The 12,797-nt window shown below is 73.4% G+C and carries 11 protein-coding genes; 2 read left to right on the top strand and 9 right to left on the bottom strand.

Annotation, left to right across the window (positions count from 1 at the left end):
* The 5 genes from AOK00_RS30575 to pdhA all read right to left on the bottom strand — a co-directional run.
* Positions 1-973: molybdopterin-binding protein (locus AOK00_RS30575; protein ID WP_437441456.1), on the bottom strand; the 973-nt coding region annotated here is incomplete at its 3' end.
* Complete coding sequence (locus tag AOK00_RS30570; RefSeq protein WP_055603457.1) at positions 943-1,797, bottom strand: NTP transferase domain-containing protein; 855 nt, start codon at positions 1,795-1,797, stop codon at positions 943-945. The genes AOK00_RS30575 and AOK00_RS30570, both read right to left, overlap by 31 nt.
* A gap of 291 nt (positions 1,798-2,088) precedes the next feature.
* Complete coding sequence (locus tag AOK00_RS30565; RefSeq protein ID WP_055603456.1) at positions 2,089-3,483, bottom strand: dihydrolipoamide acetyltransferase family protein; 1,395 nt, start codon at positions 3,481-3,483, stop codon at positions 2,089-2,091.
* Positions 3,483-4,457: an alpha-ketoacid dehydrogenase subunit beta gene (locus tag AOK00_RS30560; protein WP_167346879.1), complete on the bottom strand. Its 975-nt coding sequence runs from the start codon at positions 4,455-4,457 to the stop codon at positions 3,483-3,485. Before AOK00_RS30560 ends, AOK00_RS30565 begins: the two co-directional genes overlap by 1 nt.
* A gap of 89 nt (positions 4,458-4,546) precedes the next feature.
* Positions 4,547-5,707, bottom strand: a complete 1,161-nt coding sequence (gene pdhA / locus AOK00_RS30555; protein WP_030321319.1) for a pyruvate dehydrogenase (acetyl-transferring) E1 component subunit alpha — start codon at positions 5,705-5,707, stop codon at positions 4,547-4,549.
* A gap of 177 nt (positions 5,708-5,884) precedes the next feature.
* Here pdhA and AOK00_RS30550 point away from each other — a divergent pair, with 177 nt between their 5' ends.
* Positions 5,885-6,487: an Lrp/AsnC family transcriptional regulator gene (locus AOK00_RS30550; protein ID WP_107097497.1), complete on the top strand. Its 603-nt coding sequence runs from the start codon at positions 5,885-5,887 to the stop codon at positions 6,485-6,487.
* A 284-nt stretch (positions 6,488-6,771) separates the two neighbouring features.
* Here AOK00_RS30550 and AOK00_RS30545 read toward each other — a convergent pair whose 3' ends face one another.
* Positions 6,772-7,365: a TetR/AcrR family transcriptional regulator gene (locus AOK00_RS30545; RefSeq protein WP_055603454.1), complete on the bottom strand. Its 594-nt coding sequence runs from the start codon at positions 7,363-7,365 to the stop codon at positions 6,772-6,774.
* Positions 7,362-8,972: a 3-hydroxyacyl-CoA dehydrogenase gene (locus AOK00_RS30540; RefSeq protein ID WP_107097496.1), complete on the bottom strand. Its 1,611-nt coding sequence runs from the start codon at positions 8,970-8,972 to the stop codon at positions 7,362-7,364. The genes AOK00_RS30545 and AOK00_RS30540 overlap by 4 nt, the downstream gene beginning before the upstream one ends.
* 124 nt (positions 8,973-9,096) lie before the next feature.
* Between AOK00_RS30540 and paaN the strand changes: the two genes are divergently transcribed.
* Entirely contained in the window at positions 9,097-10,794 is a 1,698-nt protein-coding gene (paaN, locus tag AOK00_RS30535) for a phenylacetic acid degradation protein PaaN (protein ID WP_055603453.1), read from the top strand.
* 77 nt (positions 10,795-10,871) lie between these two features.
* On the opposite strand, the gene AOK00_RS30530 is transcribed toward paaN, so the two are convergent.
* Together AOK00_RS30530 and AOK00_RS30525 are read right to left on the bottom strand one after the other, a co-directional pair.
* A complete protein-coding gene (locus tag AOK00_RS30530) occupies positions 10,872-11,567 on the bottom strand; it encodes a TrmH family RNA methyltransferase (protein ID WP_055603452.1) in 696 nt (231 codons plus the stop codon).
* Positions 11,564-12,712, bottom strand: coding sequence for an HTTM domain-containing protein (locus AOK00_RS30525; RefSeq protein ID WP_055603451.1), 1,149 nt, complete (start codon positions 12,710-12,712; stop codon positions 11,564-11,566). Before AOK00_RS30525 ends, AOK00_RS30530 begins: the two co-directional genes overlap by 4 nt.
* Positions 12,713-12,797: the final 85 nt, after the last annotated feature.

Below are 12,797 nucleotides of genomic sequence, written 5' to 3'. Positions count from 1 at the left end.
ACGACGCGGACGCGAACGGCGCGTGCTCGGGCCGGGTGAGCTCGGACGACACGGCCTCGGACGACGTGATCACGGACGGCGTGGGCTCGGGCCGAGTGGGGTCGGCGCCGAGGCGGGCGAGCAGCATCGGGTGGCCGGGCCGGACCTTCACGCCGTCGACCTGGTCCTCACGACCGGCGGAACCGGTGACGGCCGCGTACAGCTCCTCGGCCTCGTCACCGATCCTGCGGGTGGCGATGACGTCGGCGCCGAGCGCCGTCAGCCACGGGCCGAGCATGGGGCCGAGGGCGTCGCGGATCAGGCCGTCGTGGGGGAGACCGGTCGTGAGCAGCTCGTCGCCGAGGACCAGGATCTCGACCCGGGGGCGCGGCGGTACGGGGAGCTCGTCGTAGCCGGCGGCCGCGGCGAGGCCGAGCACGGCGGGCGTCACGACGGTGCCGGCGGGCAGCAGCTCGTCGCCTGCACGGCACTCCTGGCCCCGGGGCCGGATGTCCTGACCCGGCACGACCTCGCGCAGGGCCTGAAGCAGCGCGCCCTCCGTGCGCGAGTGCTCGGTGCGGACGACGGCGGTGGTCCCGGCGGGGACGCGGGCGCCGGTGGCGATCCGTACGGCCTCGCCGTCGGCCGCCACGGCCGCGGGCGCCCGTCCGGCGAGGACGGCGCCTTCCGCGCGTACGGTCCAGGGTCCGGGACCCGCGACCGCCCAGCCGTCCATGGCGGAGGTGTCGAAGGGCGGCAGGTCGGTGAGGGCGAGCAGCGGCTCGGCCAGGACCTGTCCGAGTGCCTGCCCGAGGGGTACGCCGAGCGGCGCCCGGCCGACCCGAGCGGAGGCCCCGGCGCGAACGGCCGCGGCACGGGCCTCGGGCCAGGTGGTGGCCCGGTGCGGCCGCCCGGCCCGCGTGTCGTCGGTTCCGGGGGCCACCGGGAGGGGCTCCTTCAGGGTCATCCCGCCTCGTCCTGCTCGGCGGCCCAGCGCTGGGCCAGCGTGGCGGCCTTGCGGGCGGCCTCGGCGACCGCCTCGGGACCGCCCTCGCTGCCCGCGCGCGCCGCCGCGTATCCGACCAGGAAGGTGGTCAGGGGTGCGGCGGGGCGAGCCACTCCATGGGCGGCGTCGCGGGCCAGATCGAGCAGTACGCCGGTGTCGACGTCCAGCTCGATGCCCAGTTCGTCCTTGACTGCGGTGATCCATTCATCCAGCACGGTCCCATGCTCCCTGATACGGGCCCGGGCCGTGGCGATGTCCTCCCAGGTGTCGCAGTCGAAGGCGGCGAGGGGCCCGGCGGCGACCCGGGTGAGGCGCAGTGCGCCGGTGAGCTGCCGCAGCGGGCCGTCGGCGAGGGTGCCGCGCTCCTCGGCGATCCGCGCCAACTCCCGCCGCAACGGGGCCGCTCGGTAGGCGGCGACGAGCGGCTGGTCCCGGCCCCCGGTGTCGGTGAGGAGCGCGGCCTCGGCGCCGGGGGCGTCGGCGAGCGCCCCGAGCAGTCGGTGGACGGTGTCCTCGTCGAGGAAGGGCAGGTCCGCGGAGAGGACGAGCAGGACGTCGGCCCCGGTCTCCCGTACTCCCGCGTCGAGGGCGGCGAGCGGGCCTCCGCCGGGCGGGTCCTCCCTGGTCCAGCGGACGGGGTGGACGGTCGGTCGGGAGTCGCCGACGACCACGGTCCGGTCCGCGCCCCGGGACGCGGTGAGGACCCGGTCGAGGAGCGCCCGGCCTCCGACCCGTACGCCGGGCTTGTCCGCACCGCCGAGTCGCCGGGCGGCTCCTCCGGCGAGTACGACGGCGTCATGTGGGGTGGTCACCCCAGCAGTATGGTCCGCCGCCCCTTCCCGCCGTCGCCCGGTCTCCCTTGGTGGGACGACGCGGGCGGCGGAACGCACGGCGGACGGGACTGCGGACAAGGATCGCGGACAGGCTGCGGACGGTCCGGGAAACGCCCGGGAGAGGATCCGACGGCCGCTCCGGGGGATCGTCCGGCGGACGGGACTGCGGCCGACCCGGTGGACGGTCCGGCGGCCGATCCGGGGGACGCTCCGGCGGCCGACCCGGGGGACGCTCCGGCAGGACCGAAGGTCTCGCCGGAGCGCCGGGTGTCAGAGCGTGCGGAGCAGGACCGCGGGCTGCTCGACGCAGTCCGCCACGTACCGCAGGAAGCCGCCCGCCGTGCCGCCGTCGCAGACGCGGTGGTCGAAGGTGAGCGAGAGCTGCACCACCTGACGTACGGCCAGTTCGCCCTGGTGCACCCAGGGTTTGGGGATGATCCGGCCGACGCCGAGCATCGCGGCCTCGGGGTGGTTGATGATCGGCGTGGACCCGTCGACCCCGAACACCCCGTAGTTGTTCAGGGTGAACGTGCCGCCCGTCAGATCGGCCGGCGTGAGCGCCGACTCCCGTGCGGCCTCGGTCAGCCGGGCGAACTCCGCCGTCAACGACTCGGCCGTCCGGATCCCCGCGTCCTTGACCACGGGGACGACCAGACCACGCGGGGTCTGGGCGGCGAAGCCGAGATGCACGGCCGGCAGCCGGACGATCTCCCGGGCAGCCATGTCCACGGTGGAGTTGAGCTCGGGGAACCGCACCAGGGCGTGGACGCAGATCCGGGCGAGGAGCGCGAGCAGGGAGATCTTCGGCCCGCCCGCCGCGTTCATCGCCGACCGCGCGGCCATCAGCTCGGTCGCGTCGGCGTCCACCCAGCAGGTCGCGTCCGGGATCTCCGTACGGCTGCGCGACAGCTTGTCCGCCACGGCGCCACGGACCCCGCGCAGCGGCACCCGCTCACCGGCCGGAGCGACCGCGGAGGAGGGCGCCGAAGCGGGCGCGGCGGCCTGGACGGGCGCCTGCGCGGCGACGGGCCGCTCCAGGGCCGCGATGGCCAGCTCCACATCGGCCCGCAGGATCAGGCCCTCGGGCCCCGATCCGCGCACCTCGCGCAGATCGAGCCCCCGGTCCCTGGCCAGCTTCCGCACGAGCGGCGAGATGACCGGCACCGGGCCCTCGTGACCCGGTGCGGCGACGGCGGCGGGAGCCGGAGCGGCCGCCGCGGCCGGGGCGGGTGCGGGGCTCTTCGCCACGGCGTGGCTCTCGTGCCGTACCCGGCGGCGCCGGGCGGCGGGCTCCGCCGTGCCGTACCCGACGAGCACATTGCCCGAGTACTCGGACGACACGGCGGACTCGGCGGCGGTCTCCCCCACCGTGGGGGTGGCTCCGGGAGCCGCCTCCGCGAGCTCCTCCGGCGCGCCCGTGCCACCCACCGCGACCGTCAGAAGCGGCGCGCCGACGGGCAGTTCGGTGCCCTCCTCGCCGTACCGGGCGGTGACGACACCGCCGTACGGGCAGGGCACCTCGACCATGGCCTTGGCCGTCTCGACCTCGACGACCGGCTGGTCGATGGCGACGACGTCGCCGACTCCGACCAGCCAGCGGACGATCTCCGCCTCGGTGAGTCCCTCACCGAGGTCGGGCAGCTTGAACTCGAGCACCTGCGCCATCAGCTTCCCGCCTCCCACTGCAGTCGCGCCACCGCGTCCAGGACCCGGTCGACGCCCGGCAGATGGTGCCGCTCCAGCATCGGGGGCGGGTACGGGATGTCGAAGCCCGCGACCCGCAGCACCGGCGCCTCCAGGTGGTGGAAGCAGCGCTCGGTCACGCGCGCGGCGATCTCCGCGCCGGGGCCGCCGAAGCCCGTCGACTCGTGGACGACGACAGCGCGGCCGGTGCGCCGCACCGAGGCGCAGACCGTCTCGTCGTCGAAGGGGACGAGCGAGCGCAGGTCGACGACCTCCAGGTCCCAGCCCTCTGCCTGCGCGGCCTCCGCCGCCTCCAGACAGACGGGCACGGAGGGACCGTAGGTGATCAGCGTGGCACCGGTGCCACGCCGTCGCACCACGGCCTTGCCGATCGGCTCCACGGCCGCGGGCGCCTCGGGGGACCAGTCCGACTTGGACCAGTAGAGCCGCTTGGGCTCCAGGAAGACCACCGGGTCGTCGGAGGCGATGGCCGCGCGCAGCAGCCCGTAGGCGTCCTCGACGGTGGCCGGGGTGACGACATGGAGTCCCGGGGTGGCCATGTAGTAGGCCTCGGAGGAGTCGCTGTGGTGCTCGACGCCGCCGATCCCGCCGCCGTACGGGACACGGATGACGATCGGCATCGGCATCGCGCCGCGCGTCCGGTTCCGCATCTTCGCCACGTGGGAGATCAGCTGCTCGAACGCCGGGTAGGCGAACGCGTCGAACTGCATCTCGACGACCGGCCGCAGGCCGTACATGGCCATGCCGACGGCCGCGCCGAGGATGCCGGCCTCGGCCAGCGGGGTGTCCGTGCAGCGGTCCTCGCCGAACTCCTTCGCGAGCCCGTCGGTGACCCGGAAGACACCGCCGAGGGTGCCGACGTCCTCGCCCATCACATGGACGGTCGGGTCCTCGGCCATCGCGTCGCGCATGGCGCGCTGGAGCGCCTGCGCCATCGTGGCGGGCTTGGCCTTCCCGGCCTTGCCGCCCTTACCGGCGCTCCCGGCGGTCCTGTCCGCCGTGGATCCGGTCGTCGCCGTCGTCATCACGCCTCACCCTCGGCTTCGAGCTCGGCGCGCAGCTGCGCCGCCTGTTCCCGCAGCTGCGTGGTCTGCTCCGCGTACACGTGCGAGAAGAGGTCCATCGGGTTCAGCACCGGGTCGGCGTTCATCCGCTCGCGCAGCTCCGCGGCCATCGTCTCGGCGGCCTCGGCCGCCGCGCGCCTGCCGTCCTCGTCGAGCAGGCCACGCTCCGTCAGTTCCCGTTCGAGGATCAGGATCGGGTCGTGCGCCCGCCAGGTCTCGACCTCGCCGGCCGCGCGGTAGCGGGTGGCGTCGTCGGCGTTGGTGTGGGCGTCGATCCGGTACGTGATCGCCTCGACGAGGGTGGGGCCGCCGCCGCGCCGCGCGCGGGCCACGGCCTCGGTGAGCACCTGGTGGACGGCGATCGCGTCGTTGCCGTCGACGAGCCGGCCGGGCATGCCGTATCCGACGGCCTTGTGGGCCAGGGACGGGGCGGCGGTCTGCTTGGCGAGCGGTACGGAGATCGCGAAGCCGTTGTTCTGCACGAGGAAGACCACGGGGGCCTGCCAGACGGCCGCGAAGTTCAGCGCCTCGTGGAAGTCGCCCTCGCTGGTGCCGCCGTCGCCGACCATGGCGAGCGCGACGACGTCGTCGCCCTTGAGCCGGGCGGCGTGGGCGAGGCCCACCGCGTGCGGGAGCTGGGTGGCCAGCGGGGTGGAGAGCGGCGCGATGCGGTGCTCGTGCGGGTCGTACCCGGTGTGCCAGTCGCCGCGCAGCAGGGTCAGGGCCTGCACGGGGTCGAGGCCCCGGGCGACCGCGGCCAGGGTGTCGCGGTACGAGGGGAAGAGCCAGTCCCGCTCCTCCAGGGCGAGGGCGGCGGCGATCTCGCACGCTTCCTGGCCGTGGGTGGACGGGTACACGGCGAGCCGGCCCTGCTTGGTGAGGGCGGTGGCCTGCGTGTTGTACCGGCGGCCGCGGATCAGCTCCGCGTAGAGCCGGAGCAGCAGCGCGGGGTCGGCGTCGGCCACGGCGTCCGTGCCGAGCACGCGCAGCGGCTCGGTGTCGGGCAGCAGCGGGGCGGGGTCGGTACGCGGCTGCCACGCCGGCGGCGGGGTCGGCCGGTAGGCGGGAACGGCACCGGGCGGCTCTTGGACTGTCGAACTGCGCTGTTGCAACGAGTCCACCTCCTCGTGGGAGCGGGCATAAGACCCGAAGGCGGGTGGCGCGAGTGTGGCGCGCCTCACCTACCGATTGTTCGGTCGTGGAGGCATTTTGGCTACAGGCACCCGCAGCCTGTGGACAAACGGTTCTCCACAGCCTGGGATGAGTACAGGTCGTCCACAGGAGAGAGGCGGGGGGACATGGCGGATGAACAAATGGCCGTCGACCGGAGCGGGGCTCCGGACGACGACACGGGCGGCGACCCGGGCGGCGCGCTCCGCGGGACCGGGAGCGAGGTGCCCGGCGAGGCCCTGAGTGCCCCGATCGGCACGCCGACGGGCGCCCTTCCGGCACGCCCGCTGGACGCGATCGACCGGGACATCCTGCGACTGCTGCAAACGGACGGTCGCGCCTCGGTACGCTCCGTCGCCGAGCGGGTGCACGTCTCCCGGGCCAACGCCTACGCGCGCATCAACCGGCTCATCGACGACGGGGTGATCCGCGGCTTCAGCGCCCGGGTCAACCACGAGCGGGCGGGCCACGGCGCCTCCGCCTACATCACGCTCAAGATCGTCCAGAACTCCTGGCGCACGGTCCGCGAGCAGCTCGGAGCGCTTCCGGGGGCCACGCACATCGCGCTGGTCAGCGGCGATTTCGACGTCCTGCTGCTGGTGCACACGCCGGACAACCGGACGCTGCGCGAGCTGGTGCTCACCCGGATCCAGGCGATCCCCGAGGTGCTGTCCACGCGCACGCTGCTGGTCTTCGAGGAGACGGACCTCAACACGGACCCGCACGCCTGACGACGGGAGGGCGGCCCACGCCGGGGGCCGCCCTCCCGTCAGACGCACGGGGGCCGTCGAACAGGCCCATGGGGCCGTCGAAGCCCATGGGTCCGCTCCTGGCCGCTGGGCCCGGCAGAGCCACTGGGGCCCGGGTAGAGCCGGTGGGGGCCGGATAGAGCCACTGGGGCCCGGGTAGAGCCGGGGGGCCCGGCCGAGCCCTGTCAGGGCTCCCTCGGTCCTTCAGCGGGCTCCCTCAGCCCTTCGACGGGCCCCTCAGCCCCTTCAGCGGGCTCCCACAGGCCTCAGCGGGCCGTCCTGAGCCCGTCGAACGCCAGATGCGCCACGGTCTCGGCGAGCTGCTCGCGCTCCGCCGCCGCGTCCGGATGCGGCCGGTACCACTCCACCAGCGAATTGATCATTCCGAAGAGCAGCCGGGTCGCGAGCCGGATGTCCACATCGGCCCGCAGATCGCCCTCCTCGGCGGCCGCCTTGAGCAGGTCGGCCACCTTGTGGTCGAACTCGCGCCGCCGCTCCATGGCCCACCGCTCCGTGCCGGTGTTGCCGCGCACCCGCAGGAGCAGCGTCACGTACGGCAGCTCCGCGATCAGCACCTCGACGGTGCGGCGCGTGACGTACTCGACCCGCTCGACGGCCCGGCCCCGCCCGGCGTCCGGCTCGTCGAGGATCGCGAAGAGCCCGTCGAGCGCCCGGCTGACCGCCCGCCGCAGCAGCTCCTCCTTGCCGGACACATGGTGGTAGATCGACGACTTGGAGATCCCGGCCGCCTTGGAGAGGTGCTCCATGGACGTGCCGTCGTAGCCGCGCTCGTTGAAGACCCGCACGGCCACCGAGAGCAGCGTCTCGGGGGTGTAGGTGTCGCGCTTGACGGTGGTCATCGGGAGTCCTCCGCTTCCTCGGCGTACCCCCGGCGCATCAGGCCGAGACCCGGCGCGTAGCGGCCGTTCGCGTACCGCGAGTGCAGCTCCCCGAGCAGACCGCACGTGCGCCGGTAACCGACCTTGCCGGCCCACTCCAGCGGTCCGGCGGGGTAGTTGACCCCGAGCCGCATCGCCGTGTCCACGTCCTCCGCCGTCGCGACCCCCCGGTCGACCGCGTCGGCCGCGATGTCGGCCAGCATGGCGACCGTACGGGCGACGATCATGCCGGGCACGTCCCCGATGACGGAGACCTTCTTGCCGAGCGCCTGGAAGAGCCCCACCGCCTCCGCGAGGACCCCGGGGTCGACGCCCTCGCGTGCCGACAGCACGATCCGGCTCGCGGCGGCGTAGTCGAGCGCGAGGTCGAAGTAGAGGATCTCCTCCTTGTGGTACTCGAAGGAGGACTCGCCGTCCGCGAGGCTGAGCTCGCCGCCGCACGGCAGCTTGATGTGCCCGCTGCCCCCCTTCTTGCGCCGGACCGTGATCCCGGCCGCCTCGAAGAGCCCCACCAGCGGCTCCGCCGGCCCGAGATCGCCCCGGACGACGATCCGCTCGGGCGCCTTCGCCGGCGCCGCCGTGTGCGGCTCGGGCCGCTCGGCGCCCTCCGCGTACGAGAACCAGCCCTGGCCCGTCTTGCGGCCGAGGCGCCCCGACTCCACGAGCCGCCGCTGCGCGAGCGAGGGCGTGAACTTCGGGTCCTGGTGGAAGGACTCCCAGACGGACCGGGTGACGGCCTCGTTCACGTCCTGGCCGATGAGGTCGGTCAGCTCGAACGGGCCCATCTTGAAGCCGCCGCACTCGCGCAGGGCCGCGTCGATGGTGGCCGGGTCGGCCGCGCCCTCCTCGAAGACCCGCAGCGCCTCCGCGTAGAAGGGCCGGGCGACCCGGTTGACGATGAAACCGGGGGTGTCCGCGCAGCGCACCGGGGTCTTGCCCCAGCCCTTCACCGTCTCGTACGCGCGCGTGGCGACGTCCGGCTCGGTGGCGAAGCCGCTGACGACCTCGACGAGGGGGAGCAGCGGCGCCGGGTTGAAGAAGTGCAGTCCGACGAACCGGCCGGGCAGCCGCAGGCCTCCCGCGATGGCGGTGACGGAGAGCGAGGAGGTGTTGGTGGCGAGGACGGTGTCGTCGCCGACGACCTTCTCCAGGTCGGCGAAGAGCTGCTGCTTGACGGGCAGCAGCTCGACGATCGCCTCGACGACGAGCGCCGCGTCCGCGAGCTCCGCGAGGTCCTGGGCGGCGTACAGGCGTCCGACGGCCGCCTCGCGCGCGGTGGCGTCGAGACGGCCCTTCTCCACGAGGCGGTCGAGGCGTGCCGTGAGGGCGGCCACGGCCTCCTCGGCGCGGCCGGGGGCGCTGTCGTAGAGCCGCACGGGGTGGCCGGCGACCAGTGCGACCTGGGCGATGCCCTGGCCCATGGTGCCGGTGCCGACGACGGCGACGGTGCGGTCCCGCCCGACGGGGCCCAGGGCCTCTCCGGCTACGGCTTCGGATGCTTCCACGGCGGCGGCAGGCTCACTGGCGGTCACGTCGTCGCTCCCCCTGACGGTCACGTTGGCGCTCATAGGAGTGATCCTCCCCGATGGGTTTTCCACAGGATCGACAGGCCCCCTTGTCCCGACCGATCGTTCGGTTACTCTAACTCCGTACGTGTCTCCCTGCCCAGCTCGACGAGGAGTTGGTCCACTCATGGCCACCGCTCTGCCGACCACCGACCGTCTGGCCGAGAAGCACCGGTCCACGCTCGACCAGGCGCTCGACACCATCCGGACCCGTGCCTACTGGTCGCCGTATCCCGAGCACCCGAAGGCGTACGGGGAGGACGGCTCGCTCGACGCGGCGGCCGGTCTCGCCGCCCACCGGGCCCTGCTGAACACCCGCTTCGATCTCGACCAGCCCGGTACGGACGGCTGGACCGGCGGCGAGACCTCGCCGTACGGCCCGGAGCTCGGCATCGAGTACCCGCACGCCGACATCGACGTCCTGCTCCCCGCGATGCGCGCGGGCATGGGTGCCTGGCGCGACGCCGGGGCCGAGACCCGCGCCCTGGTCTGCCTGGAGATCCTCGCCCGGATCTCCGCCCGCACCCACGAGTTCGCCCACGCCGTCATGCACACCAGCGGCCAGGCGTTCATGATGGCGTTCCAGGCCGGCGGCCCGCACGCCCAGGACCGCGGCCTCGAGGCCGTGGCGTACGCGTACGCGGAGCAGACCCGCACCCCCGCCGGACGGGCCGACTGGTCCAAGCCGCAGGGCAAGCGCGACCCCCTGGAGCTGAGCAAGGAGTTCACCCCGGTCGGCCGCGGCATCGCCCTGGTGATCGGCTGCAACACCTTCCCCACGTGGAACGGCTACCCGGGCCTGTTCGCCTCCCTCGCCACCGGCAACCCGGTCCTGGTCAAGCCGCACCCGCGCGCGGTGCTCCCGCTCGCGCTCACCGTCCGCGTCGCCCGTGAGGTGCTCGCCGAGACCGGCTTCGACCCGAACCTGGTCGCGCTCGCCGTCGAGCGGCCGGGCGAGGGCATCGCCAAGACGCTGGCCGTGCGCCCCGAGATCCGGATCATCGACTACACCGGCTCGACCGAATTCGGCGACTGGCTGGAGACCAACGCCCGGCAGGCGCAGGTCTACACCGAGAAGGCCGGCGTCAACACGGTGGTGGTCGACTCCACGGACAACTACAAGGGGATGCTCGCCAACCTGGCCTTCTCGCTGTCCCTGTACAGCGGCCAGATGTGCACCACCCCGCAGAACCTGCTGATCCCCCGCGACGGCATCACCACCGAACAGGGCCCCAAGTCGTACGACGAGGTCGTCGCCGACCTCGCCACGGCGGTCGGCGGTCTGCTCGGCGACGACGCCCGGGCGAACGGTCTGCTGGGCGCCCTGGTCAACCCGGACGTGAAGGCGCGGCTCGATGCCGCCGCCGGTCTCGGCGAGGTGGCGCTCGCCTCCCGCGAGGTCGTCAACCCGGAGTACCCGGACGCGGTGGTCCGTACGCCGGTCGTCGTGAAGCTGGACGGATCCAAGCCGGACGCCCAGGCCGCGTACTTCTCGGAGTGCTTCGGCCCGGTCTCCTTCGCCGTCTCGGTGGACTCCACCTCCGACGCCCTGGAGCTGCTGCGGCGCACGGTCCGCGAGAAGGGCGCGATGACGGTCGGGGCCTACACGACCTCGGCGGACGTCGAGCGCGCGGTGGAGGAGGTCTGCCTCGAGGAGTCGGCGCAGCTGTCGCTGAACCTCACGGGCGGGGTCTATGTGAACCAGACCGCCGCGTTCTCCGACTTCCACGGCTCCGGCGGCAACCCGGCGGCGAACGCGGCCCTGTGCGACGGCGCCTTCGTCTCCAACCGCTTCCGGGTGGTGGAGGTCCGCCGCCAGGCCTGAACCACACCCGTGTGGAGGCTCCCCGGGGCCTCCACACGGCTCCCCCGGCGCTCTTCCCTCAGGGGGTCTCGATCTCCCTAGGGGGTCTTGATCCCCTTAGGGGTCTCGATCTCCGCGTAGCGCTGGACCCATGCGTGCATGGCGATGGCGGCCGCCGCTCCCGCGTTGATCGAGCGGGTCGAGCCGAACTGGGCGATCGAGCAGACCATCTCCACATGGGCGCGGGCCTCCTCGGTGAGCCCCGGGCCCTCCTGCCCGAAGAGCAGCACACAGCGGCGGGGCAGCACGGTCCGCTCCAGCGGTACGGCGCCCGGCAGGTTGTCGATGCCGATCACCGGGATGCCCTCGGCCGCCGCCCACGAGGTCAGCGACTCGGTGTCCGGGTGGTGCCGGACGTGCTGGTAGCGGTCGGTGACCATGGCCCCGCGCCGGTTCCAGCGCCGCCGGCCCACGATGTGGACCTCCTTCGCCAGGAACGCGTTGGCCGTCCGTACCACCGAACCGATGTTGAAGTCGTGGCCCCAGTTCTCCACGGCCACGTGGAAGTCGTGCCGCCGGGTGTCCAGGTCGGCGACGACCGCCTCCCGCGTCCAGTACCGGTAGCGGTCCACGACATTGCGCCGGTCGCCGTCGGCGAGCAGCTCGGGGTCGTAGCGCTCGTCCTCGGGCCACGGCTCGGGGTGCGGCCCGACGCCGATCTCGGGGCCGAAACCCTCGTCGTACTGGACCGGCTCCGACGCCTCGGGCGCTGCCGTCTCTTCGGTGGTGCTCACCCGACGAGGGTACGGGGACCGGGCTCCTCACCCGTACGGCGCTGCTCGGGCACCGTCCCGGCTGGTGTCCGCCGCCGCAGCCGGTCCCTGCCCCGTACGACCCGGGCGCCGAGCGCCACCAGGAACGGCGTCGGCAGGAACACGGCGTCGGCGGAGATCATCGCGAGCGAGAAGACCGGCAGCCCGAGGAGCACCGCGATCCCGGCGTGCTCCAGCATCATCGCGACGAGCAGGACGTTCTTGACCTTGCGGTGGAAGAGCGTGAACGGGAAGGCGACCTGCACGATCACCGTGCCGTAGGTCAGCAGCATCACCATGACCCCGCTGGTCCCGAGCAGCTCGGAGAGGGCGGGCCAGGGCGTGAAGTAGTCGAGGTTGAGCGGGTAGAACAGCGCGGTGCCGTCCTGCCAGCGCGAGCCCTGGATCTTGTACCAGCCGGCCGTGGCGTAGATCAGACAGACCTCCGCCATGATCACGACGAGGGCGGTGTTGTGCGCGAGGTTCGCGAGGGCGTCGAGCAGGGTGCGCGGCTCCCCGGGCGCAAACCGGCACACCAGCCACCACAGGCCGTTACCCAGCCACAGGACCCACAGCAGCACCGGCAGCCACCACTCGCCGGTGACCTGGCTGAACCAGGTGGTGGCGAGGAGGAAGCCGCCGAGCACCGTCCACAGGAGGGGGCCGACGCGATCACGGCGCGCGGGTTCACCGGCGGCGGCGCGGGCCGCGCGGGCGGCCCGCCGGGCGTCGAGGGACCACACCTGGGAGCAGCGGGTCAGCACGAGGTAGATCGCGGCGAGGTGGAGGACGTTGTCGCCGCCGTCGCCGACGAAGACGGACCGGTTCTGCAGTGAGAGCACGCCGGCCATGAAGACCACCGACACGGCGCGGGTGCGCCAGCCGAGCAGGAGCAGCACGGCCGAGAGCGCGGCGAGCCCGTAGACGAGCTCGAACCAGAGACGGCCGTCGGACCACATGAGCACGGTGAAGGACCGGTTGTCGGCGATCAGCCGGCGGGCCATCTCCCAGGACCAGGGGCCGTCGGGGCCGTACAGCTCGTGCCGGAACGGCAGCTCGCGCAGCAGGAAGACCAGCCAGGTCAGCGAGAAGCCGATCCGCACGATCGCGGTCTGGTAGGGGCCCAGGGAACGGCCCGTGACGTTCTGGACGGCGTGGGCGAGCCGACGGTCGAAGGGCTCGCGGGCCCGTCCACGCCGTCCAGAACGTCAC

It is taken from the genome of Streptomyces aureus (assembly GCF_001418135.1).
GTDB lineage: Bacteria > Actinomycetota > Actinomycetes > Streptomycetales > Streptomycetaceae > Streptomyces > Streptomyces aureus_A.
Note: the sequence above shows the minus strand (reverse complement) of the source record. Positions and strands in the feature narration are given on the sequence as shown.

Coding starts and splice junctions, on each gene's coding strand:
- AOK00_RS30560 (WP_167346879.1), bottom strand. CDS start 4,457: ATGGCGCAGGCGCTCCAGCGCGCCATGCGCGACGCGATGGCCGAGGAC.
- paaN (WP_055603453.1), top strand. CDS start 9,097: ATGGCCACCGCTCTGCCGACCACCGACCGTCTGGCCGAGAAGCACCGG.
- AOK00_RS30550 (WP_107097497.1), top strand. CDS start 5,885: ATGGCGGATGAACAAATGGCCGTCGACCGGAGCGGGGCTCCGGACGAC.
- AOK00_RS30565 (WP_055603456.1), bottom strand. CDS start 3,483: ATGGCGCAGGTGCTCGAGTTCAAGCTGCCCGACCTCGGTGAGGGACTC.
- AOK00_RS30545 (WP_055603454.1), bottom strand. CDS start 7,365: ATGACCACCGTCAAGCGCGACACCTACACCCCCGAGACGCTGCTCTCG.
- AOK00_RS30540 (WP_107097496.1), bottom strand. CDS start 8,972: ATGAGCGCCAACGTGACCGTCAGGGGGAGCGACGACGTGACCGCCAGT.